Below are 22,591 nucleotides of genomic sequence, written 5' to 3'. Positions count from 1 at the left end.
GAAAATCGGGTCCCGGGCGTGTCGCGACCCTTACAGCGTGAGGCCCGGGTACAGCGGGTTGGCGTCCAGCAACTCCGCGCTGGAGGCCTTCACTCCATCGGCGATGTTGTCCGGCAGCGTGTACTTCGCCTTCGAGGAGCCGTCGGCGCTGGTGTTGCTGAGCACCTCGACCACCAGGTCGGCGACCTTGTCGAACTCTTTCACGCCGAAGCCGCGAGTGGTCAGCGCCGGGGTGCCGAACCGGATCCCGGAGGTGTACCAGGCGCCGTTGGGGTCGGCGGGCACCGCGTTGCGGTTGGTGACGATGCCGGCGTCGAGCAGGGCGGACTCCGCCTGCCGGCCGGTCAGCCCGAACGAGGTGACGTCCAGCAGCACCAGGTGGTTGTCGGTGCCCCCGGTGACCAGGTTCCCGCCGCGCTTGAGGAAGCCCTCGGCCAGCGCCTGGGCGTTGTCGGCGACGGCCTGGGCGTAGCTCCGGAACTCGGGCCGGCGGGCCTCGGCCAGCGCGACGGCCTTGGCGGCCATCACATGCGACAGCGGACCGCCGAGCACCATCGGGCAGCCCTTGTCCACGGCCGGGGCGTACTCCTCGGTGGCCAGCACCAGGCCGCCGCGCGGGCCGCGCAGCGACTTGTGCGTGGTGGTAGTGGTGACGTGCGCGTGCGGCACCGGATCCTCGTCGCCGGTGAACACCTTTCCGGCGACCAGACCGGCGAAGTGCGCCATGTCGACCATGAGGGTGGCGCCCACCTCGTCGGCGATCTCGCGCATCTTGGCGAAGTTCACCCGGCGCGGGTAGGCCGAATAGCCGGCGACCAGGACCAGCGGCTTGAACTCGCGGGCGGCGGCGGCGACGGCGTCATAGTCGATCAGCCCGGTTTCCGGGCTGGTGCCGTAGCTGCGCTGGTGGAACATCTTGCCGGAGATGTTCGGCCGGAAACCGTGGGTGAGGTGCCCGCCGGTGTCCAGCGACATGCCCATCAGGCGCTGGTTGCCGAGCTTGGCGCGCAGCAGCTCCCAGTCCGCCTCGGACAGGTCGTTGACGTGTTTAACGCCGAATTCGGCCAGCCCCGGGGTCTCGACCCGGGTGGCCAGGATCGCCCAGTAGGCGACCAGGTTGGCGTCGATGCCGGAGTGCGGCTGGGCGTAGGCGTAGGGGGCGCCGAACAGTTCGCGGGCGTGCTCGGCGGCCAGCGCCTCCACGGTGTCGACGTTCTGGCAGGCCGCGTAGAAGCGATGCCCGATGGTGCCCTCGGCGTACTTGTCGGAGAACCAGGTGCCCATGGTCAGCAGCACCGCCGGGGACGCGTAGTTCTCGCTGGCGATCAGCTTCAACGAACCGCGCTGGTCGGTGAGCTCCTGCCGGGTCGCGGCGGCCACCCGCGGTTCGACCTGCTCGATGACGGACAGGATATCGCGGTAGGCAGAGCTGGCGGTCTCGGCGTAGTCGGCGCCCTGGGCAGCAGTCATGGGCCTCAGCCTAGTCCGGGCACGGCCCCGGTCAGCGGGGCAGGGTGGACGGAATCAGCGGCTCGTCGAGCAGGGTTCCGAACCGTTCGGCCAGCCCGACGCCGGCCGGGCGATCGTCCAGCCAGCCGCGCAGCAACCGGTAGCCCTCGATGTAGGTGGAGGTGTAGGCCCGCCACAGCGGCGAGGCGATGAACCGCATCGCCTGCCGGGCGCGGGTGTCGTCGACCAGCAGCCAGCGCCGCAGATAGGCGGCGACGTCGTCGGGGTCGGCGTGCTCGTCGTGCAGCATCAGCGCGGCGTCCTGGCGCACCTCGGCCAGACCCGCCATCGCCGCCGACACCGCCTGTGCCTTCTCCCCGTCGAACCGCAGGCCCAGGTCGGCGTAGATCTCGGCGGCCCAGCTCCCCCACTCCGGGCCCACGATGGCGTACAGCGCGAGATCGGCCAGGCCCTCGGCCATCAGGCACTGCGGGGTGTTGACCAGGAAGATGGTCTGCTCGGCCTGGCCGAGTTTCGCGACCAGCCCGGCTTCCTTGCGGCAGTGCTCGGTGTGGTGACCGGGGTAGGACTCATGCGCGACCAACCGCGGCAGGTTGGACATCTGCTGTTTGAGGTCGGCGTTGACAGCCACCGTCGAGGTGTAGTCGCCCAGGTAGTAGTTGAAACCCGACCACGGCTTGTCGGTCACGATCTCGTAGTTGATGGTCTCGGTCTCCGGCAGCGGATAGGTGGCCCGGACCCGGTCGCGCAGCGCGGAAGAGAACGCGTTGATGGCATCAGCCAGGCGGTGCGGCGGGATCTCCTCGCTCGCGCGGTAGGCCTGGACGCGTTCGGCGAGATCCCCGTCGCCGCCGAGCGCCTCGTCGAGGGCCCGGTGCGCGGCCCGGTAGCGGTCCGGGTCGCCCTTGGCGATGTCGACGTCGAAGTACTGCCGCACCTCCTCGACGAACCCGACAGGCTGGCCGGCGAAGGTGCGGCCGGCGCACTCCAGCGCCTGCAGATGCCCGCGCAGGTACTCCGCGCGCAGGTCGGTGAAGTCGTCGTCGCGGGGCGTCGCGGGCAGCGCGTCGAGCAATCGGCGGGCCTGTCGAGCCAGGTCGGCCGGCTCCGGCGCGGGTTCGTCGGCGACCTGGCGGCGCAGCGCGGCGTCGCCGGTGAACGAGTCGACGTAGCCCTCCTCGATGCGGTCGAAGCGCAGGCCGAGCAGCAGGTAGTCGCGGATCAATTCGTTGGCTGCCATGTTTGTCACGGTAACCCCAGTTACACCCAGATGGCCGCGCGGTGGCCGATGCTGCAAGACTTAGCGCCATGGCCCGGCTGAGCGAGCCCAGTCCGTACGTCGAATTCGACCGGACTCAATGGCGTGCGCTCCGCATGTCGACGCCGCTGAAACTCACCGAAGAAGAAGTCGTCGGATTGCGCGGCATCGGCGAGCAGCTCGACCTGCTGGAGGTCGAAGAGGTCTACCTGCCGCTGGCCCGGTTGATTCACCTGCAGGTCGCCGCCCGGCAGCGGCTGTTCGCGGCGACGGCGGAGTTCCTCGGCGAGCCGCAGCAGAACCCGGAGCGGCCGGTGCCGTTCGTGATCGGGGTGGCCGGCAGCGTCGCGGTGGGCAAGTCCACCACCGCTCGTGTGCTGCAAGCGCTGCTGGCCCGCTGGGAGCACCACCCGCGGGTCGACCTGATCACCACCGACGGCTTCCTCTACCCGAACGCCGAGTTGGCCCGTCGCAAGCTCATGCACCGCAAGGGTTTTCCGGAGAGCTACGACCGACGCGCGCTGATGCGGTTCGTGACGGCGGTGAAATCCGGCGCGTCGGAGGCGTGCGCGCCGGTGTACTCGCACCTGGCCTACGACATCGTGCCGCGGGAGAACATCGTCGTGCGGCACCCCGACATCCTGATCCTGGAGGGCCTCAACGTCCTGCAGACCGGGCCGACGCTGATGGTCAGCGACCTATTCGACTTCTCGGTGTACGTCGACGCCCGGATCGAGGACATCGAATCCTGGTACGTGTCGCGATTCCTGGCGATGCGCGCCGGGGCGTTCTCGAACCCGGCGTCGCACTTCCACGAGTACGCGACGCTGACCGACCGGCAGGCGGAGTTCGCCGCCCGCGACATCTGGCGGGCGATCAACCTGCCGAACCTGGTGGAGAACGTGCTGCCGACGCGGCCGCGGGCGACGCTGGTGCTCCGCAAGGACGCCGACCATTCGATCAACCGGCTGCGGCTGCGCAAACTGTAGGCGCGCAGAAACCGGTGCGGGGGCGCCTGCCGTGGCGGCACACCCCGCACCGGGCGGAGGGAGTCACGCCAGACGGCGCACTCCGAGGTACTGCGCGATCGCGAAGACCGCGGTGTAGGCGGCGCTGAACAGCAGCGCGGCGATGCCCAACCCGGTCAGCGGCCACACCCCGAGGGCCACCACGGCGATCGCGGCGACGGTGCACAGTTCATTGGCCGCGATGGTGGCCAGCGCGCCGGGTTTGACCTGCTCGGCGGCGGCCAGCTTGTAGACCACCACGCCGTAGGCCAGGAAGAAGACGCCGATTCCGAGCACCCAGGGCCGCGGGATGCCGGTCCAGTCGGCCAGCATTCCGGAAACTGCGACGAACGGGATGCCCAGGGCGCCGACGAGAATCGCGTCCAGGCGCATCGCGCCGCGCACCAGAGTGCTGTCGGAGTCGGCCTCTGCACGGGTGTCCAGGTGAGCAGTCATGGGTGGTCCTTCCCTCGGTGTCTTCGAACGCCGCCACATCGGCGGGACACCATTGATGCTGCTCAGCGGGCACTGCCAGGTCTACGCACGGCACTGCCAGACGCTGCCAGACTCAGTCGACGCGCCGTCGTGGCGGTCTCAGTCGACGCTGACCTGGGCGCGCAAATCGGCTGCGATCACCTTGGCCGCGGCGTTCTGCCAGTTGTGCAGGGAGCGCTGCGGCACCTCGTTCACCAGCCACTGCCAGGCCCGGCGGGCGGACGGGTCCAGTCCGGCGGCGGTGGCGTTCTGGGCGTAGGCCCGCACCCCGGCGACGTACGGGAAATACAGCGCGTTGTAGTACCGCCATTCCTCGGTGGTGCCGAACTCGTCGTCGCCGCGGGGTTTGAGCGCGGCGATCCGCTCGGCCAGCAGTTCCTTGAGTTCGTTGGCGCGTTCCAGCGGCGCGTCGGCGGCGCCGCGGGCGGCCAGCCGCTCATCGATCACCGGCAGCGCGGTCAGCGGGCTGGCGACCAGCTTGGTGATGTTGGAGTAGTTGCCCAGCGCCCGACGGGTGAGCCGGGCCAGGTTCTCGTCGTCGACGTCGTCGAGTGGGTTGGGTCGGCGCAGCGGCAGCGCGGCCTCGGTGTCGCGCAGCACGGCGCGGTCGGCGCGCAGTTCCGGTGAGCGGGCGAACACCACCCGGTCCAGCAGCGCGGCCAGCGGGTCGGCGAGCACGGTTCCGATCAACGCGAGCCCGACGGTGGTGAAGGTCAGCACCGTCACCACGACGCGGGCGCCGCCGGAGGTCAGCGCGATCCCGGCCAGCCCCTGGCCGGCGAACAGCACCGTCACCAGCATCGCTCCGACGAAGGACCGCCGCATGTCCGCGCGCAGGGCCTGGCCCTCGTCGAAGGAGTCCCACAGCGCGACCGCCACGCCGAGTGCCAGCACGTCGACGCCGGTGGAGGCCAGCGCCACCCAGCTGGGCAGCACCCCCAGCGGGATCAGCAGCACCGCGTTGGCGAGCGCGAAGAACAGGGTGGCCACGATCAGCACGCCGACCACCGGTCGCGGCCGCGGCGCCCGGCGCACGGCGATGACCAGCGCGACCAGGGTGGCCACCAGGATGACGCCGAACATCAGCCAGTGCCCGAAGCGCAGCGGCGGGCCCACCCCGCCGGCCAGCGCGGCCCCGGTGAGAGCGGACGCGGTGACCACCACGACGGCGGCCAGGTCGACCCCGCGGTGCCACCAGTGCTGGCCCGGGCGGCCGATCTCCAGCAGCACCGTCAGCCAGGCCACCGCGGGCAGCACGGACAGGAACACCTCGACGCGGCCGAGCAGCTCGGGGTCGCCGGGCAGACTGAGCCGGATCGCGTCCAGCGCCACCACCAGCGCGAATCCGCACAGGCCGACTGCGGCGGACACCAGCACGGGTTTGCGGGGGTCGCGGGCGAGCAGGTACAGGCCCAGCCACCAGCTCAGCGCGAAGGTGAGGATAGCCAAAGCTGCCATGGCGTCAGTGTGGCATGCGACGGGCGCCCACCGGGGACTCGGCTATGCGCCGAACCGGCGGTGCCGACGGCTGTAGTCACGCAGGGCCCGCAGGAAATCGACCCGGCGGAACGCCGGCCAGTGCGCCTCGGTGAACCACATCTCCGAGTAGGCGCTCTGCCACAGCAGGAACCCGGACAGCCGCTGCTCGCCGGAGGTGCGGATCACCAGGTCCGGGTCGGGCTGGCCGGAGGTGTACAGGTTTTCCGAGATGCCGTCGGCGGTGACGGCGTCGATCATCTCCTCGGCGCTGGCCCCGTTGGCGAGTTCCTTGCCGAGCAGCGCCCGCACCGCGTCGACGATCTCCTGCCGGCCGCCGTAGCCGACGGCGACGTTGACGTGGAACGCGCCGGGGGCCGCGGAGCCGGCCGCCCGGTCGACGGCCTCGCGCAGCCGTCGGGCCGGTTCTTCGCCGAGCAGTTCCAGGTCGCCGACGGTCCGCACGCTCCACGGGTTCTCCGGCGCGCAGATCTCCTCGACGACGTCGGTGATGATCTCGATCAGCGCCGAGAGTTCCTCGGGGTCACGCTGCAGGTTCTCGGTGGACAGCAGGTAGACGGTGGCCAGTTCGATGCCTTCGGCGGCGCACCAGCGCAGCATCTCGGCGATCTTCGCCGCGCCCATCCGGTAGCCGTAGCTGACGTCGTCGTAGCCGGCGTCGCGTGCCCAGCGGCGGTTTCCGTCGCACAGCACCGCGATGTGTCGCGGCAGCTCGGAGCGCGATTCCTTGAGGTCCTGACGCAGCCGCATCTCATACAGCCGGTACATCGGCTCTTTGAGTCGGGACGGAATGACCTCCACAACGGATCAGACTACTGCCGTCAGCTGTGGTGGCACTCACCCATTGGACCGGGCGGGTTCGGCCGGGTCTCGCGGCATAATGAAGCGTTGCCGCATTCCACCCCAGGAGGCTGCCTGTGACCGCTCAGACCAAGCGTCCCGTCGACCGGCCGATCACCCAGCTCGACATCGACGGCGATGGCATCGACCTGCCGGAGGCCATCGCCGACGGAGTCGCCCAGTTCCTGGGCAAGCCGCGCGCGCGGGGCTGGATCCACCTGTACTCGGCGATCATCGCGACGCTGGCCGGGGCGACGCTGGTGGCGGTTTCCTGGGCGATGAAGGGCCTGACCGCGGGCCTGGCGACCCTGCTCTACACCTTCACGATCGTGGCGATGTTCACCGTCAGCGCCACCTATCACCGGGTGAACTGGACCTCGCCGAAGGCCCGGATCTGGATGAAACGGCTGGATCACTCGATGATCTTCCTGTTCATCGCGGGCAGCTACACCCCGTTCGCGTTGCTGGCGCTGCCCTCGCATCAGGGCTGGGTGCTGTTCTGGATCGTCTGGGGCGGCGCGCTGGCCGGGGTGGCGTTGAAGATGCTGTGGCCGTCGGCGCCGCGCTGGCTGGGGGTGCCGCTCTACATCCTGTTGGGTTGGGTGGCGGCGTGGTTCATCGGGCCGATCATGGACGGCGCCGGGGTGACGGCGGTGGTGCTGTTGATCGTCGGCGGCGCGCTGTATTCGATCGGCGGGGTGCTGTACGCGCTGAAGTGGCCGAATCCGTGGCCGACGACGTTCGGTCACCACGAGTTCTTCCACGCCTGCACCGCGGTGGCGGCCATCTGCCACTACATCGCGATGTGGTTCGCGGTGTTCTCCAACGTCAGCTGATGACGTCGGCCGGGGTCCAGTAGGCCTTCATCGAGGTGATCAGGCCGTCCCGGTCGAAGGTCATCACCTCGATGGGCTGCACCCGGAACTTGTCGCCGACGGTGATCTCGAACATGAACGCGGCCTCGTGCCCGCCGTCGCGGAACGTCAGCAGTTCGGTGTTCACCTCGGCGGCGGCCAGTCCGCTGTAGAAGCCTTCGATGGCCCGGCGGCCGATGTGCACTTCACCGCTGCCGACCGGGTCGGCGACGGTGGCGTCCTCGGCATACAGGGCGGCGACGTCGGCCGCGGTGCCGGAGTTCACCGTGTGCAGGTAGCGCCGGACGAGGGCCTGGGTGTCCACCGAGTAGGTCATGCGGCCGACGCTACACGCGGGACTCCAGCGCGACCGCCAATTCTGCGGCGCTGCCGACGGGCAGATCACAGGCCTTGCCGCGGCAGACATACGCGGCGTCACGACCGTCGACGCGGCCTCGCCCGGCCAGCAGCGCAGCGGAATCCGCCGGTCCGCCGACGACGATCGCGCCGCCCGGCGCGAACCGGCGGGCGGCCGCCAGCAACTCCGAATCGGGCCCGTCGCAGGCGACGGCGATCTGCAGCGGCCCGCGCAGCGCGGCTTCCGCGACGGCCAGCCAGTGCCCGGCCGCCCGCGGCGCCCGGGCCAGCAGCGCCGAATAGCGGTGCAGCGATGCCGACGCCGCCTCGGCGTACTGGTTGGCGCCGAGATGCCCGGCGGTCAACAGCGCCTCGGTGATCAGCGACGCGCCCGCCGGGGTGGCGTCGTCGGTCGGTGTGGCGGGCCGCAGCATCAGCGTCTCGGCGTCATCGGCAGTGTCGAACCAGGAACCCTCGTCGGCGAAGTGGGCCAGCGCGGTGTCGATCAGCGCGCTCGCGGCGGCCAGCCGGTCGGGGTCACCGGTGAGTTGGTGCAGCGCCAGCAGCCCGACGGCCAGCCCGCCGTAGTCCTCCAGCACTCCCGGGTTGACGCCGACGGAGCCGTCGAGTCCGGCCCGGCGCAGTCGTCCGTCGACCAGATGCGTCGCCAGCAGCGCGTCGGCGCAGCGGTTCGCCGCGTCCAGCAGGTCGGGCCGATCCAGCGCCACCGAGGCCTCGGCGAGCGCGGTGATGGCCAGCCCGTTCCAGGCGGTCACCACCTTGTCGTCGCGCCCGGGTTGCGGGCGACGGGCCCGGGCCTCCAGCAGCGCGGCGCGCACCCGACTCAACCGATCCGGGTCCACCGGATCGGTTGGCCGTTGCAGCACCGAGGCGCCGTCTTCGAAGGTGCCGGTTTCGGTGACGGTGAAAACCTCCGCGGCCCAACGCCCGTCGTCCTCACCGAGCACCTCGCGCAACTGCGCGCGGGTCCACACGTAGCTGGATCCCTCTCGGCCATCGGCGTCGGCGTCGAGTGAGGAGATGAACAATCCGCTGTCCCCGGCGGCCAGGTCGCCGAGTAGGAAGTCGGCGGTCTCCCCCGCGACCCGGGCGGCCAGCGCCGATCCGGTCCGTCGCGCCAAGTGCGCGTAGAACCGCAGCAGCAGCGCGTTGTCGTAGAGCATCTTCTCGAAATGCGGCACCACCCAGGCGGTGTCGACCGCGTAGCGGGCGAACCCGCCGGCCAGTTGGTCATAGATGCCGCCGCGTGCCATCGCGGTCGCGGTCCGCTCGGCGGCGGCCAGCGCTTGCGGGGACCCGGTGCGCTCGTGGTGGCGCAGCAATCCCTCCAGCAGCGCCGAGGGCGGGAATTTCGGCGCGCCGCCGAAGCCGCCGTGCGCGGTGTCCTCGCTGCCCAGCACGGTGTTGACCGCGTGATCGCAGAGCTCGCCGCTGATCGGCGGCCCGCCGGGAAGCGTCTCGGCCAGCCGTCGCAATTCGCCGGCGATGCGACCGGCAGCCTGTTCCACCTCGTCGCGGCGGTTGCGCCAGGTGTCCGTCACCGCCGAAAGCAGTTGCAGGAAAGACGCTTTTGGGTAGTAGGTGCCGCAGAAGAACGGCCGGCCGTCGGGTGTGAGGAAGCACGTCATCGGCCAGCCACCCTGCCCGGTCAGCGCGACGGTGGCGTTCATGTAGATGGTGTCCAGGTCGGGACGTTCCTCCCGGTCGACCTTGACGCAGACGAAGTCGGCGTTAGCCACGGCGGCGACATCGTCATCCTCGAAGGATTCGTGCGCCATCACGTGGCACCAGTGACAGGCCGCGTAGCCGATGGACAGCAGGATCGGCACATCGCGGCGGGCGGCTTCGGCCAGCGTCTCCGGCGACCACTGCTGCCAGTGCACCGGGTTGTCGGCGTGCTGGCGCAGATAGGGGCTGGCGGCCTCGGCGAGACGGTTCACGTTTTGACGCTCCGCGTTTGGATACTCCATCGAGATCCAGCGTAGGTGAATTGAGGAGGCGGCAGATGGGCAACTCGTCGACGACGCAGGCCGGTGAGCAGGACGCTACCAAGCTGGGCTTGATGGGGCAAATGGCCAAAACCGTCAGGGACGTGGTCGCCGACAAGGCCCATCCGATGGTCGAGCAGTACGCCACGCTGTTCACCGCCGGCGCGCGCACCCCGGTGCTGCGCACGCCCGACGATGTGGGGCTGGAGTTCGAGGAGTGCTGGTTCCCCTCGGCGGACGGCGTCACCCTCGACGCGTGGTTCATCCCCGCCGATTCCGACAAGCTGCTCATCGTCAATCATCCGATGCCGTGCAATCGCTACGGGTTTCCCGGGCACCTGGCGCCGTGGAACGCGTTGTTCGGCGGTTTCGAGGTGAATTTCCTGCCGGAGCTCAAACACCTGCACGACGCGGGCTACAACATCCTCACCTACGACATGCGCAACCATGGCCGAAGCGGCGTCGGCAGCGGCGGCTTGGCCGGCATCGGCTTGCTGGAATGCCGCGACGTGCTGGGATCGGTGCAGTACGCGCGGTCCCGGCCCGAATTAGCCGCCATGACCACCGGGCTCTACAGCCGCTGCATGGGCGCGAACTCGACCATCATCGCGCTGTCGAAGTGGCCGGAGGAATTCGCCCACATCAAGGCCGCGCTGTTCCACCAGCCCGCTGCGGGAGAGGCCCTGGTGCGCGCCGCCGCGCGCTTCTTCAAATTGGACCCCGACAAGATGGCCGAACGCACCGATCAGCGCATCTTCGAACTATCCGGCTTCCGGCTCGCCCAGATGTCCCCGACGTCCTACGCCCACGCGGTGACGATCCCCACCATGATCGTCCAACTGCGGCGGGACTGGCTGATGCCCCCAGAGGCCATCGAGGAGATCTACGACAACCTCGGCGCCACCGACAAGGACCTGTTCTGGATCGAGGGATCAGACCAGCGCTTCTCCGGCTACAACTACTTCGGGCAACACCCCGAACCGCTCATCGGGTGGTTCGACCGGCGCCTGAACTGACCTCAGCCGGCTCGTGGCGCCGGCCGGCCGGCCCGGTTTCAGACGCCCGGTTTGGCGTCCCCCGCGGGCTTCTCGCCGGCGGCTTCCTCGACGGCGCGCTCGAACTTGGCCTCGACCGTCGCCTCCACGTCGCGCAGCTCGTCCACCTCGCGCTCGTGATGCAGCTTGCGCGCGCGTTTGCGCAGCTTCGGGTCGGCGGCCGGGACGTCGTCGAAATTTTCCGGAACCTTGCGCAATTGCTTGCCCATCGAACGGCCCAGCAGCAGCACCGCGATCAGCAGCAGCACCAGGATCAGCAGCGCGATCGGGCTGGCCTTGCCGAAGTCCGGGCCGCGGTTCTGCACGTCCTCCTCGGCCAGCAGCACCATCGTCGCGGTCAGAAACTCGGTCATCGCACCCCTTCGAAAAGGTCGTTCTCGGGCAGGCTCACCGGAACCCGGGACCGGGCCAACTCGAACTCCTCGGTCGGCCACAGCCGGGTCTGCCATTCCAGGGGGGCGGTGAAGAACTCCCCGGTCGGGTCGATCTGGGTGGCGTGCGCGCGCAGCGCGTCGTCGCGGTGCGGGAAGTAGTCCGCGCACTGGATCCGCGTGGTGACCCGGGACTCCAGGTGGTCATGGGCCGGGTCCCAGGCCTCCAGCCACTTCGCGAACGGGCCGGTGCGGCCGTTGCGGGCGAACTCGTCCTGCAACACCTGCATGCGCTTCCGCAGGAAACCGTGGTTGTAGTACAGCTTCGCGACGTCCCACGGGTCGCCGGCGTCGGTGTAGCGGTCCCGGTCGGCGGCGGCCTCGAACGCGGCCACCGAGACCTCGTGGCAGCGGATGTGGTCGGGGTGCGGGTAGCCGCCGTTCTCGTCGTAGGTGGTCATCACGTGCGGCCGGAACTCGCGGATCAGTTTCACCAACCGGGCCAGCGGCTCATCGATCGGGATCGCCGCAAAAGAGCCCTCCGGCACCGGCGGCGGCGGATCGCCCTGCGGCAACCCGGAATCCACAAAGCCCAGCCAGGTGTGCTCGACACCCAGGATCGCCGCGGCGCGGGCCATCTCCTCGCGACGCACCTCGGCGATGCGGCCGTGCACGTCGGGGCGGTCCATCGCGGGATTGAGGATGTCGCCGCGCTCACCACCGGTCAGCGTCACCACCAGCACCCGGTGCCCCTCGGCCGCGTAACGGGCCGTCGTCGCGGCCCCTTTGCTGGACTCGTCGTCGGGGTGCGCGTGCACGGCCATCAACCGCAATTCACTCACCGTGCTGTCACTCCCTTCCGCGCCGGGCGCCTATAGTGCAGACCATCGCCGCGGTTCCAATATTTCCATTCCCGGCGGTCTGGGACAAAAGGCCGACGCCGGGTTGGAACCACATCCAACAGCAGGAGCACCCACCGCATGGCCGAGGACACCCTAGCCCGACCGGCTCACCGGTACGGCCGCGGCGCGGGCGGATCGACGTCGTCGATTAGGTGGCCCGCCGTCCTGACGGCGCTGGTCATCGTGCTCGGCGTGGTGATCGCGGTGATCGGCTACCAGAAGCTGGGCGTCAGCGACGTCCGCGGCGACCTGGCCGCCTACCGGCTGATCGACGACCAGACCGCCGAGGTAACCATCAGCGTGACCCGAACCGATCCGGACCGTCCGGCGGTCTGCATCGTGCGGGCCCGGTCCCGGGACGGCAGCGAGACCGGCCGCCGCGAGATTCTGGTGGGACCCGCGCGGGAGAGCACCGTGCAGGTGAAGGCGCTGGTCAAAACCAGCAAGCCGCCGGTCGCCGGGGACGTCTACGGCTGCGGCAACGACATCCCGTCGTACCTGACCGACTAGTCCCTCCCACGGGACAGCGTGTCCGATTGGGAAATGGCGGGCGGCGTGACGGTGGTAACATGGTGATCACACGGTTCCTGCTGGGAGCCGTGTATTGCATATTTGGCGGGCTGTGGCCGCGGCCCGAAACGCAATGCACGCAGGCCTGACGCCCGCATCTCCCGGCAGCGAAGCACACAACACTGCCCAAAACGCGGCCATCGCGACATCAACGAAGAGGAGCGCGACGATGACTGACACCCAGGTGACCTGGCTGACCGAGGAGTCCTACGATCGGCTCAAGGCCGAGTTGGACCAACTCATCGCCAACCGCCCCGTCATCGCCGCCGAGATCAACGACCGGCGCGAAGAGGGCGACCTGCGCGAGAACGGTGGCTACCACGCCGCCCGCGAGGAGCAGGGTCAGCAGGAGGCCCGGATCCGCCAGCTGCAGGAGTTGCTGAGCAACGCCAAGGTCGGCGAGGTGCCCAAGCAGTCCGGTATCGCGCTGCCCGGCTCGGTGGTCCGGGTCTACTACGACGGCGACGAGAAGGACACCGAGACGTTCCTGATCGGCACGCGTGAGCAGGCCATCAACGACGGCAAGCTCGAGGTCTACTCGCCGCAGTCCCCGCTGGGCTCCGCCCTGATCGACGCGAAGGTCGGCGAGACCCGGCGCTACCAGGTGCCCAGCGGCGGCACCGTCGAGGTCACGCTGGTCAGCGCCGAGCCGTACCACGCCTGAGCGACCCCTGCCGTCCGCTGATCTGCGGGCGCAGCCGGGTTGCGGCATCCTGACGCCCATGGCCGATATCGCCGACGCGCTGATGCAGTTGTTGCTCGACAATGCGACAGCGCGGCCGCTGCTGGAGACCGCTCAGCGCCGCCGTGCGCTGGCCGCCGCCACCCTGCTGGATCTGGCGCTGGCCTGCCGCATCCGTCCGGCCACCGAGGCCGACGAGGTCCCCGACGGATCGCTGGTGGTGCTGGCCGGCCCGGACCCCGAGGACGCGGTGCTGGCCGCGGCGCTGCGACTGCTGTCCAGCACGCCGCTGACACCGGCGGCCGCGGTGACCAGGCTGGCGCGCAACACCGAGGAGCGGGTCATCGCCGGCTTGCGGGACTCCGACCGGGTGGCCGAGTTGCGGTTGCGGCCGTCGTTCTCCGGGCCCGCGGTGATCAGCGGCCGACGGCTGCGACGCTCGGACCGTCGGGCCTGGCTGCTGCGCGATCGCGGGACGGCCGCGGCGTTGCGCGAGGAACTGTTGACCGTGCTGGTCGACGGCGCGCCGGTGCGTCCGCCGACGGCCGCGCTGATCGCGGTACTGTATTCGGTCGACGGGCTGCACGATCTGCTGTCGCTGGAACCGCGGGTCTGGCTGATCGCCGACGAGCGCGCCGCCGAGATCGCTTCGGCGACCTGGGTGTTGAACGGCGAAGAGCCGAGCGTGCCGGAGATGAATTTGGCGGTCACCGCCGCCGCGGTCTGCGGCGCGCTGTAGTTGCCCGTTCGGCGCAGGCGGAGACCTCAGACAGCTCAGCTCAGCGCTTGCTCGAGGTCGGCGATCAAGTCGCTGATGTCCTCGATGCCGACCGACAGTCGCACCAGGTCCTCGGGCACCTCGAGCTGAGATCCGGCGGTCGACGCGTGCGTCATGGCGCCCGGGTGCTCGATCAACGACTCCACCCCGCCGAGGGACTCGGCGAGAATGAAAATCTCGGTGCGCGAGCACAATTGACGCGCGGCCTCGATGCCTCCGCGCATCCGCACGCTCACCATCCCGCCGAAACCGCGCATCTGCCGGGCCGCGACGTCGTGGCCCGGATGCGTGGGCAGGCCCGGGTAGAGCACCTGGGACACCGCCGGGTGCAGGGACAGGAACTCCGCCACCGCGAACGCGTTGTCGCTGTGCCGGGCCATCCGCAGCGGCAGCGTCTTGAGGCCGCGCATGGTCAGGTAGGCGTCGAACGGTCCGGGCACCGCGCCGGATCCGTTCTGCAGGAACGCGAACGCCCCGTCGAGTTCTTCGTCGTTGGTGACCAGGGCGCCGCCGACCACATCGGAATGCCCACCGATGTACTTCGTGGTCGAGTGCAGCACCACGTCCGCGCCGAGCGCCAGCGGATTCTGCAGTGCCGGCGAGGCAAAGGTGTTGTCGACCAGCACCTTCAGCCGCCGCGGCGCGGCCAGTTCGACGATGCCCGCGATGTCGGCGATGGACAGCAGCGGGTTGGTCGGGGTTTCCACCCAGATCAGCTTGGTGTCGTCGGTGATCGCCGCCGCGACGGCGTCCAGGTCCGCCAGCGCGACGGGCGTGTGCCGAACACCCCAGTGCGAGAACACCTTGTCGATCAGCCGGAAGGTGCCACCGTAGGCGTCGTCGGGGATGATCAGGTGATCGCCGGGGCGCAGCATCGCCCGCAGCGCGGTGTCGGTGGCCGCCATCCCGGACGAGAAGGCGCGGGCGTAGGCGCCGTCTTCCACCGCCGCCAGCGAGGCCTCCAACGCGGACCGGGTCGGGTTGCCGGTGCGGGCGTATTCGAATCCGCCGCGCAATCCGCCCACGCCGTCCTGGGCGAAGGTGGAGCTGGCGTAGATCGGCGCGTTCACCGCCCCGGTGGCCGGATCCGGCCGGTACCCGGCGTGGATCGCGCGGGTGGCCAGGCCGGCCCACCGGTGACTGTCTGCGGTGCTGCGCTGCTCGCTCATGCCCCGAGCCTATCGGCGCGGGGGCGGGCGCCGCCGCCCTACTGGGTCAGCGGGGCGACCTGCGCGCCGGTCAGCCGGCGCCAGGCGTAAACCAGCATCAGCGCGGCCACCGGGCCGGCGACGAGCAGGCCGACGCCGCACAGGAACGCGCCGACGGTGGTGATGATGTTGATCACCAGCCAGGTCAGCAGCGAATCGCCGAATCGGTTCTTCACCACGTCGAAGCTGGCCTTGATGCCGTCCACGCCGGACAGGTTGCGGTCCACCACCGCGATGGTCGCGTACAGCGCGAAGATCGACACGACGACGGAACCGATGATGACCAGCGAGCCGATCATGCTGGCGATGCCGATCAGCACGGTCGCGAGGATGACCGCGCCCAGGCTGCGGGGTTTGAAGAAGGTGCCGACGGTGACCGGTTTGCCGTCGGCGATGTCGACGATGCCACCGAGGTAGGCCGACATCATCGCCGCCACCGCCACCATCATCACGATGACGCCGAGGAACATGATGACCATCGCGCCGACCGGAAGCTCGAAGCTCGCGCTCGAGCTGTATCCGTAGTCGTATTCGTCGCTGTAGCTGGTCACCGCGGTGCCCATGGACATCGCCGGCACCGCGAAGAACAGGAATCCGAGCGCGCCGAGGATCAGCGCGTAGAGCAGCGTCGGGACGATCAGCACGCCGGCGTTCTTGCTGAACTTGTTCCACGCCCAGCTGAACGCGTCACCGATGCTGTAGGCCGGCGGCATGCCGTACCCGGGGGGCGGCGGCGCCCAGCCACCGGAAGCCGACGGGGGCGGCGGGTAGGCGCCGGGCTGACCGCCGGGGTACGGCGGCGGAAAACCCTGACCGCCCTGCGGCGGCGGGAAACCGCCCTGACCGCCCTGCGGCGGCGGGTAGCCGCCGGGCTGCGGTTCATAGGCGCCGGGGGTGGGCTCGTAGCCTCCGGGCGGCGGGTAGCCGCCGGGCTGGCCCTGCGGCGGCGGGAAGTTGCCGGGCTGGCCGCCCTGGTGGGGCGGCGGGTAGCCACCTGGCTGATCGGTCATGACGCCTCCGACGGTCGACGGTTGATGGAAATACTTCTGTGATGGCGACGCTGCCACTGCCGGGAAAGCGTAACCCGGGCTCAGCGCCGTTTGCTGCCCTCCGACCAGAAGCCGAGCAGGTCGTGTCGGGTGATGACGCCGACGGGTTTGCCACCGTCGACCACCATCAGGGCGTCCTCGTCGTGGAAAGCCGCCGCGACCGCGGCGATCGACTCCCCGGAGCCGATCATCGGAAGCGGCGGGCTCATGTGCTGGGCGACGGCGTCGGCCAGCGATGCCCGGCCCTCGAACACCGCCGACAGCAGTTCGCGCTCGGACACGCTGCCGGCCACCTCGCCGGCCATCACCGGCGGTTCGGCCCCGACGACGGGCATCTGCGACACCCCGTACTCGCGCATGATCTCGATGGCGTCGCGCACCGTTTCCGACGGGTGGGTGTGCACCAGATCGGGCAGTTCGCCGGATTTGCGGCGCAGCACGTCACCGGCGGTCGCGTCGTCGACGCTGCCGTCGAGCCGACTGCGCAGGAACCCGTAGGAGGACATCCAGGCGTCGTTGAAGATCTTGGACAGGTAGCCGCGGCCACCGTCGGGCAGCAGCACCACGACCAGCCCGTCCGGGCCGGCCTTCTTGGCGACGTCGATGGCGGCGACGACCGCCATTCCGCAGGATCCGCCGACCAGCAGGCCCTCCTCGCGAGCCAGCCGGCGGGTCATATCGAAGGAATCCGCGTCGGACACCGCGATGATCTCGTCCGGGATGGCCGGGTCGTAGGCCGCCGGCCAGAAGTCCTCCCCGACGCCCTCGACCAGGTAGGGCCGCCCGGTGCCGCCGGAGTACACCGACCCCTCCGGGTCGGCGCCGACGACCTGCACCCGGCCCTCGGAGACGTCCTTGAGGTAGCGGCCGGTGCCGGTGATGGTGCCGCCGGTGCCCACCCCTGCGACGAAGTGGGTGACCCGGCCGTCGGTGTCGGCCCAGATCTCCGGACCGGTGGTGTCGTAGTGGCTGGCCGGGCCGTTGAGGTTGGCGTACTGGTTGGGCTTCCAGGCGCCCGGGATGTCGGCGACCAGCCGGTCGGAGACGCTGTAGTAGGAATCCGGGTCCTCCGGCGCGACGGCCGTCGGGCAGACCACCACGTCCGCCCCGTAGGCGCGCAGCACGTTGCGCTTGTCCTCGCTGACCTTGTCCGGGCAGACGAACACGCACTTGTACCCGCGGCGCTGGGCGACCAGCGCCAGCCCGACGCCGGTGTTGCCGGAGGTCGGCTCCACGATGGTGCCGCCGGGCTTGAGCTCACCACTGGCCTCGGCGGCGTCGATCATCTTGACCGCGATGCGGTCCTTCGAGCTGCCGCCGGGGTTGAGGTACTCGACCTTGGCGACCACCGTCGCGGCGCCCGGCGGGACCACGGAGGTCAGTTTGACCAGAGGGGTGTTGCCGATGAGATCGGTGATGTGTTCGGCGATGCGCATGGGTCCATCGTGTCAGGCCGACGGAAATCCCGGGCGCCGGTCCGGCGAACGCGGGGCTACTCGGTCGCCTCGCGGATGTACTGGCCGATCTGGCGCAGCGAGCGGTCGGCCTCCGGGATCAGCGGGGCCGCCATCTGGAAGTCGTGGATCTGGCCGCGCCACACCCGCACCTCGGTCGGCACGCCGGCCGCGGCCAGCCGCCGGGCCGCCAGCCGGGCGTCGTGCAGCAGCACCTCGGATCCGGAGACGTGGATCAGGGTGCGCGGCAACCCGGGCTGAATGTGGTCGAGCGGCTCGTAGACGTCCTCGCCGCGGCGCCCCGCCGCCCGGGACACCAGCCCCACCAAAGCGGTGAAGGCGCCCGGGCCGAACATCGCGTCGGTGTGGATATTGGGGTGCGCCTGCTTGGGCTCCTTGGCCAGTTGCAGCAGCGGCGAGATGCCGACCAGCGCCGCCGGCTCCTCCCCCAGTTCGCGCAACCGCTGAGCCAGCGTCAGCGCCAGGTAGCCGCCGGCCGAATCCCCGGCCAGCACAATCTGATCCGGGTCGTAGCCGCGCAGCCGTAGCCAGCGGTAGGCGTCGTGACAGTCGTCGACCGCCTCGCCCACCGAATGCCGGGGAATCAGCCGGTAGTCGACGACGAGCACCGGGGAGTCGGCGTACTGGGAGATCGACTCGACGATCCTGCTGTGCGAGTTGACCCCGCAGGTCAGGAAGGCCCCGCCGTGCATGTACAGCACGATCCGCCGATTGCCGTCGGCCGGCAGCACACCCCGGGCGCGCACCAATTGCGCTGTGGCATTGGGCAATCCGATGGTGGCCCGCACCGTCCCGGATTCCGGCACCAGCGCCTTGCCGAGTTGGTCGAGGACACCGAACGGCCAGGGCAGGTGCGGCACGAAGCTGCCCAGCGCCAGCGCGGGGCGCACGGTGAGGCGGCAGGCCAGTGACACCGCCCGGGCGGTGAGGCTGGGGCCGCCCTCCACCACTTCGACGGGCGCGCCGTCGCTCACCGGATACTTGCGGGTCTTTCGCAGACTCGCCGCGCCCACGTATGGCCCGGGCGCTCCCGAAAGCTTGCTCGGTGCGGTCATGTCGATCACTCCCCTACGCCGTTGTAGTGCCGGAGCTCCAGGCTGTGCGTCACCTGGTGAACCCAGGGTGGCCAGACTCTTAGAGTTTTGACAATCTCCGTAGGAGAACTGTTACCCGATCCGACGCCTGTTCGTGACTCAGCTGTCCCCAGTTATGCACAGACCTGAAGTGACCGCGCCGATAGCATGAAGGCGTGAGTATAGGCGTTCCGCGTCGCTCGACCGTGGCAACCACGGCGGTGGGTCTGGCCGCCACCACCGGGGTGGGGCTGCTCAGTGCCCGAAACCTGTTGAGCGGCCAGGCCGTCAAGGTCCGCCAGGTGATCCCGAAGTCCTGGGACGTGCCGCCGCGCGCCGACGGTGTCTACGCTCCCGGAGGCGGCGAGGTGCAGCGCTGGAAGCGCGGCGTCCCCGTCGATTTGCATCTGATGGTGTTCGGCGACTCCACGGCCACCGGCTATGGCTGCCGCAGCGCCGAAGAGGTGCCCGGGGTGCTGCTGGCCCGCGGGCTCGCCGAACGGTCCGGCAAGCGAATCCGGTTGAGCACCAAGGCCATTGTCGGCGCCACCTCCAAGGGGCTGGCCGGTCAGGTGGACGCGATGTTCGTCGCGGGGCCGCCGCCGGACGCGGCCGTCATCATGATCGGCGCCAATGACGTCACCGCGCTCAACGGCCTGGGCCCCTCGGCCCGACGGCTCTCTGACGCGGTCACCCGGCTGCGGGCGGCCGACGCGGTGGTGGTCGTGGGGACCTGCCCGGATTTCGGTGTGATCACCGCGATTCCGCAGCCGTTGCGCTGGGTGACCCGGGACCGGGGCCTGCGGCTGGCCCGCACCCAGGCCCGCGCAGTCCGCGCCGCCGGCGGGGTGCCGGTGCCGCTGGCGGACCTGTTGAGCCCGGACTTCCGCCAACACCCGGAGCTGATGTTCTCTGCCGACCGCTACCATCCGTCGGCGGCCGGGTACGAGCTCGCCGGCATGCAGCTGCTGCCTGCGCTGTGCTACGCCCTCGGCGAGTGGCCCGGCGACCTACCGTGGGAGTCCCGGTCCGCAGAGGCCCGCTCGCTGACGGACCGGCTGGCGATGCTGGCGCAGCGCTGGCCGCGGCGCAGCACCGGGGTACCGGCGCCGATGGTCGCGGCCGCCGACTAACGTCGGGCGCACAGCGCGCCAATATCCGAACGCGCAGTGAGGAGCCCGTCATGCCCGAAGCCGTCATCGTCGCCACCGCCCGCTCTCCGATCGGGCGCGCCGTCAAGGGATCGCTGGCCGGGATGCGTCCCGACGATCTGACCGCCCAGATGGTCCGCGCCGTGCTGGACAAGGCGCCGGCCCTGGACCCGCGCGACGTCAACGACCTGATGGTCGGCTGCGGGCAGCCCGCCGGTGAGGCCGGCTACAACATCGCCCGCGCGGTGGCCGTCGAACTGGGCTACGACTTCATGCCCGGAACCACCGTGAACCGGTACTGCTCGTCGTCGCTGCAGACCACCCGGATGGCGTTCCACGCCATCAAGGCCGGCGAGGGCGACGTGTTCATCTCCGCCGGAGTCGAGACGGTGTCGCGGTTCGGCGTCGGCGCGGCCGACGGCGCCCCGGGCAGCGCCAACCCGATCTTCGACGAGGCCCAGGCCCGCACCGCCACCCGCGCCCAGGGCGCCGACGAGTGGCACGACCCGCGCGAAGACGGTCTGCTGCCCGACGTCTACATCGCGATGGGCCAGACCGCCGAGAACGTGGTGCTGGCAACCGGCATCAGCCGTGAGGAGCAGGACCGCTGGGGCGTGCGCAGCCAGAACCGCGCGGAGGAGGCCATCAAGGCCGGCTTCTTCGAACGGGAGATCACCCCGGTGACGCTGCCCGACGGCGCCGTCGTCAGCACCGATGACGGGCCGCGCGCCGGCACCACCTACGAGGCGGTCTCCCAGCTCAAGCCGGTGTTCCGGCCGAACGGAACCATCACCGCGGGCAACGCCTGTCCGCTGAACGACGGCGCCGCCGCGGTGTTGATCATGAGCGACACCAAGGCCAAGGAACTGGGGCTGACCCCGCTGGCCCGGATCGTGTCCACCGGGGTCTCCGGCCTGTCACCGGAGATCATGGGGCTGGGCCCGATCGAGGCGGTGCGCCGCGCGTTGGACATCGCGGGCATGTCGATCTCCGACATCGACCTGTACGAGATCAACGAGGCCTTCGCGGTGCAGGTCCTCGGCTCGGCGCGCGAGCTGGGCATGGACGAGGACAAGCTGAACGTCTCCGGCGGAGCGATCGCGCTCGGCCACCCGTTCGGTATGACCGGCGCCCGGATCACCGCGACGCTGCTGAACAACCTGGCGACCTACGACAAGACCTTCGGCATCGAGACGATGTGCGTCGGCGGCGGTCAGGGCATGGCCATGGTCGTCGAGCGGCTCAGCTGAGCGTGACGACGATCGGGACGCCGCTGTCGCCCAACGCGACGCGGGTGATGCTGCTGGGCGCCGGCGAACTCGGCCGCGAGGTGACCATCGCGCTGGCGCGCCTCGGGGTGGAGACCATCGCCGTCGACCGCTATGACAACGCGCCCGGCCAGCAGCTGGCGCACCACAGCAGGACCATCGCGATGACCGATCCGGATCAGCTGCGGGCCCTGATCGAGGCGGAGCGGCCGGACCTGGTGCTGCCGGAGATCGAGGCCATCGCCACCGGCGTGCTGCAGGAGCTGGAGGACGCGGGCGTGGTCCGCGTCATCCCGACCGCGCGGGCGGCCCGGCTGACCATGGACCGGGAGGGTATCCGCCGGCTGGCCGCCGAAACCCTCGGCGTGCCGACCAGCCCGTACGCGTTCTGCGATTCGCTGGAGGAATTGCGGGCGGCCATCGACGGCGGCGTCGGCTACCCGTGCGTGGTGAAGCCGGTGATGAGCAGTTCCGGCAAGGGTCAATCGAAGCTGGACGGCCCGGCCGATGTGGCAGGCGCGTGGGAGTACGCGATGGGCGGCGCACGGGTGGCCAACACCCGGATCATCGTCGAGGGCTTCATCGACTTCGACTACGAGATCACCCTGTTGACGGTGCGCTCCGTCGGCGCCGACGGCGGGGCCGTGACCTCGTTCTGCGAGCCGATCGGGCACCGCCAGGTGGCCGGCGACTACGTGGAGAGCTGGCAGCCGCACCCGATGAGCGAGGCCGCGCTGGCCAACGCGAAGGCGATCGCCGCCGCGGTGACCGACAACCTCGGCGGCCAGGGCGTGTTCGGCGTCGAACTGTTCGTCAAGGGCGACGAGGTGTGGTTCTCCGAGGTGAGCCCGCGCCCGCACGACACCGGCATGGTCACCATGATCACCCAGTGGCAGAGCGAGTTCGAGCTGCACGCCCGCGCGGTGCTGGGCCTGCCGGTGGACACCTCGCGCAAGACCCCGGGCGCCAGCGCGGTGATCTACGGCGGGGTGGAGGCCGAGGGTGTGGTGTTCGACGGGGTGGCCGCGGCGCTGGCCGTGCCCGGCGCCGACCTGCGGCTGTTCGGCAAGCCGGAGAGCTTCGCCACCCGCCGGATGGGGGTGGCGCTGGCCCGCGACGCCGACGTGGCGGTGGCCCGCGCCAACGCGGCGGAGGCCGCCTCGCGGGTCACACCCCGCGCGCCCTGAACGCTCTCGGACACCAAAAAGCCCGGCCCCACTCG

22 protein-coding genes are annotated in these 22,591 nt (G+C 70.2%); 9 read left to right on the top strand and 13 right to left on the bottom strand.

Features of this window, described 5'->3' with window-relative positions; translation table 11 throughout:
• Nucleotides 1-30: 30 nt before the first annotated feature.
• Nucleotides 31-1,470 (bottom strand): glycine hydroxymethyltransferase, encoded by a 1,440-nt coding sequence (locus L2Z93_RS04025; protein WP_090589241.1) that lies wholly within the window; start codon nucleotides 1,468-1,470, stop codon nucleotides 31-33.
• A gap of 31 nt (nucleotides 1,471-1,501) precedes the next feature.
• Entirely contained in the window at nucleotides 1,502-2,710 is a 1,209-nt protein-coding gene (locus L2Z93_RS04020) for a DUF885 domain-containing protein (protein ID WP_090589240.1), read from the bottom strand.
• 68 nt (nucleotides 2,711-2,778) lie between these two features.
• Between L2Z93_RS04020 and coaA the strand changes: the two genes are divergently transcribed.
• Nucleotides 2,779-3,717, top strand: coding sequence for a type I pantothenate kinase (coaA, locus tag L2Z93_RS04015; protein WP_090589239.1), 939 nt, complete (start codon nucleotides 2,779-2,781; stop codon nucleotides 3,715-3,717).
• 63 nt (nucleotides 3,718-3,780) lie between these two features.
• Here coaA and L2Z93_RS04010 read toward each other — a convergent pair whose 3' ends face one another.
• The 3 genes from L2Z93_RS04010 to L2Z93_RS04000 all read right to left on the bottom strand — a co-directional run bounded on the left by L2Z93_RS04010 (nucleotide 3,781) and on the right by L2Z93_RS04000 (nucleotide 6,528).
• The gene (locus tag L2Z93_RS04010) at nucleotides 3,781-4,191 is read right to left on the bottom strand and encodes a hypothetical protein (RefSeq protein ID WP_090589238.1); all 411 of its coding nucleotides are present in this window, start codon (nucleotides 4,189-4,191) and stop codon (nucleotides 3,781-3,783) included.
• Between the two features lie 138 nt (nucleotides 4,192-4,329).
• A complete protein-coding gene (locus L2Z93_RS04005; RefSeq protein WP_090589237.1) occupies nucleotides 4,330-5,688 on the bottom strand; it encodes a hypothetical protein in 1,359 nt (452 codons plus the stop codon).
• Between the two features lie 42 nt (nucleotides 5,689-5,730).
• On the bottom strand, nucleotides 5,731-6,528 hold the full coding sequence (locus L2Z93_RS04000; protein ID WP_090589236.1) for a (2Z,6E)-farnesyl diphosphate synthase: 798 nt from the start codon (nucleotides 6,526-6,528) through the stop codon (nucleotides 5,731-5,733).
• Nucleotides 6,529-6,695: 167 nt separating this feature from the next.
• On the opposite strand from L2Z93_RS04000, the gene trhA reads away from it, so the two are divergent.
• A complete protein-coding gene (gene trhA / locus L2Z93_RS03995) occupies nucleotides 6,696-7,403 on the top strand; it encodes a PAQR family membrane homeostasis protein TrhA (protein ID WP_370745844.1) in 708 nt (235 codons plus the stop codon).
• On the opposite strand, the gene L2Z93_RS03990 is transcribed toward trhA, so the two are convergent.
• Together L2Z93_RS03990 and L2Z93_RS03985 are read right to left on the bottom strand one after the other, a co-directional pair.
• Nucleotides 7,396-7,758 carry a nuclear transport factor 2 family protein gene (locus L2Z93_RS03990; RefSeq protein ID WP_090589234.1) on the bottom strand — a complete coding sequence of 121 codons (363 nt, stop codon included), beginning with the start codon at nucleotides 7,756-7,758 and terminating at the stop codon, nucleotides 7,396-7,398. The two genes, trhA and L2Z93_RS03990, sit on opposite strands and share 8 nt — an antisense overlap.
• 10 nt (nucleotides 7,759-7,768) lie before the next feature.
• Nucleotides 7,769-9,769: a thioredoxin domain-containing protein gene (locus L2Z93_RS03985; RefSeq protein WP_090589233.1), complete on the bottom strand. Its 2,001-nt coding sequence runs from the start codon at nucleotides 9,767-9,769 to the stop codon at nucleotides 7,769-7,771.
• A 35-nt stretch (nucleotides 9,770-9,804) separates the two neighbouring features.
• On the opposite strand from L2Z93_RS03985, the gene L2Z93_RS03980 reads away from it, so the two are divergent.
• Nucleotides 9,805-10,803: an alpha/beta hydrolase family protein gene (locus tag L2Z93_RS03980; RefSeq protein ID WP_234786154.1), complete on the top strand. Its 999-nt coding sequence runs from the start codon at nucleotides 9,805-9,807 to the stop codon at nucleotides 10,801-10,803.
• A 38-nt stretch (nucleotides 10,804-10,841) separates the two neighbouring features.
• Here L2Z93_RS03980 and L2Z93_RS19480 read toward each other — a convergent pair whose 3' ends face one another.
• The gene (locus tag L2Z93_RS19480; RefSeq protein WP_438804074.1) at nucleotides 10,842-11,171 is read right to left on the bottom strand and encodes a hypothetical protein; all 330 of its coding nucleotides are present in this window, start codon (nucleotides 11,169-11,171) and stop codon (nucleotides 10,842-10,844) included.
• Nucleotides 11,172-11,191: 20 nt separating this feature from the next.
• A complete protein-coding gene (gene mca, locus L2Z93_RS03970) occupies nucleotides 11,192-12,055 on the bottom strand; it encodes a mycothiol conjugate amidase Mca (protein ID WP_090589231.1) in 864 nt (287 codons plus the stop codon).
• 138 nt (nucleotides 12,056-12,193) lie between these two features.
• On the opposite strand from mca, the gene L2Z93_RS03965 reads away from it, so the two are divergent.
• The 3 genes from L2Z93_RS03965 (at nucleotide 12,194) to L2Z93_RS03955 (ending at nucleotide 14,106) form a co-directional block, all read left to right on the top strand.
• A complete protein-coding gene (locus L2Z93_RS03965) occupies nucleotides 12,194-12,625 on the top strand; it encodes a DUF4307 domain-containing protein (RefSeq protein ID WP_090589230.1) in 432 nt (143 codons plus the stop codon).
• 229 nt (nucleotides 12,626-12,854) lie between these two features.
• Nucleotides 12,855-13,349 carry a transcription elongation factor GreA gene (gene greA / locus L2Z93_RS03960; RefSeq protein ID WP_090589229.1) on the top strand — a complete coding sequence of 165 codons (495 nt, stop codon included), beginning with the start codon at nucleotides 12,855-12,857 and terminating at the stop codon, nucleotides 13,347-13,349.
• Between the two features lie 58 nt (nucleotides 13,350-13,407).
• Nucleotides 13,408-14,106, top strand: a complete 699-nt coding sequence (locus tag L2Z93_RS03955; protein ID WP_090589228.1) for a GPP34 family phosphoprotein — start codon at nucleotides 13,408-13,410, stop codon at nucleotides 14,104-14,106.
• Nucleotides 14,107-14,141: 35 nt separating this feature from the next.
• On the opposite strand, the gene L2Z93_RS03950 is transcribed toward L2Z93_RS03955, so the two are convergent.
• The 4 genes from L2Z93_RS03950 to L2Z93_RS03935 all read right to left on the bottom strand — a co-directional run bounded on the left by L2Z93_RS03950 (nucleotide 14,142) and on the right by L2Z93_RS03935 (nucleotide 18,932).
• Nucleotides 14,142-15,314: a cystathionine gamma-synthase gene (locus tag L2Z93_RS03950; protein WP_090589227.1), complete on the bottom strand. Its 1,173-nt coding sequence runs from the start codon at nucleotides 15,312-15,314 to the stop codon at nucleotides 14,142-14,144.
• A 38-nt stretch (nucleotides 15,315-15,352) separates the two neighbouring features.
• Nucleotides 15,353-16,363 (bottom strand): hypothetical protein, encoded by a 1,011-nt coding sequence (locus tag L2Z93_RS03945; RefSeq protein WP_090589226.1) that lies wholly within the window; start codon nucleotides 16,361-16,363, stop codon nucleotides 15,353-15,355.
• An 80-nt stretch (nucleotides 16,364-16,443) separates the two neighbouring features.
• Nucleotides 16,444-17,838 carry a cystathionine beta-synthase gene (locus L2Z93_RS03940; protein ID WP_090589225.1) on the bottom strand — a complete coding sequence of 465 codons (1,395 nt, stop codon included), beginning with the start codon at nucleotides 17,836-17,838 and terminating at the stop codon, nucleotides 16,444-16,446.
• Nucleotides 17,839-17,894: 56 nt separating this feature from the next.
• Nucleotides 17,895-18,932 carry an alpha/beta hydrolase gene (locus L2Z93_RS03935; protein WP_090589224.1) on the bottom strand — a complete coding sequence of 346 codons (1,038 nt, stop codon included), beginning with the start codon at nucleotides 18,930-18,932 and terminating at the stop codon, nucleotides 17,895-17,897.
• Between the two features lie 194 nt (nucleotides 18,933-19,126).
• Here L2Z93_RS03935 and L2Z93_RS03930 point away from each other — a divergent pair, with 194 nt between their 5' ends.
• The 3 genes from L2Z93_RS03930 to purT are packed head-to-tail and all read left to right on the top strand — an operon-like array spanning nucleotide 19,127 to nucleotide 22,556.
• Nucleotides 19,127-20,083, top strand: a complete 957-nt coding sequence (locus tag L2Z93_RS03930; protein WP_090589223.1) for an SGNH/GDSL hydrolase family protein — start codon at nucleotides 19,127-19,129, stop codon at nucleotides 20,081-20,083.
• A gap of 50 nt (nucleotides 20,084-20,133) precedes the next feature.
• Nucleotides 20,134-21,351, top strand: a complete 1,218-nt coding sequence (locus L2Z93_RS03925; protein WP_090589222.1) for an acetyl-CoA C-acetyltransferase — start codon at nucleotides 20,134-20,136, stop codon at nucleotides 21,349-21,351.
• Between the two features lie 2 nt (nucleotides 21,352-21,353).
• Entirely contained in the window at nucleotides 21,354-22,556 is a 1,203-nt protein-coding gene (gene purT, locus L2Z93_RS03920) for a formate-dependent phosphoribosylglycinamide formyltransferase (protein WP_090589221.1), read from the top strand.
• Nucleotides 22,557-22,591: the final 35 nt, after the last annotated feature.

This window comes from Mycolicibacterium brumae (genome assembly GCF_025215495.1).
GTDB lineage: Bacteria > Actinomycetota > Actinomycetes > Mycobacteriales > Mycobacteriaceae > Mycobacterium > Mycobacterium brumae.
This window is presented reverse-complemented; position numbering and strand designations above follow the sequence as displayed.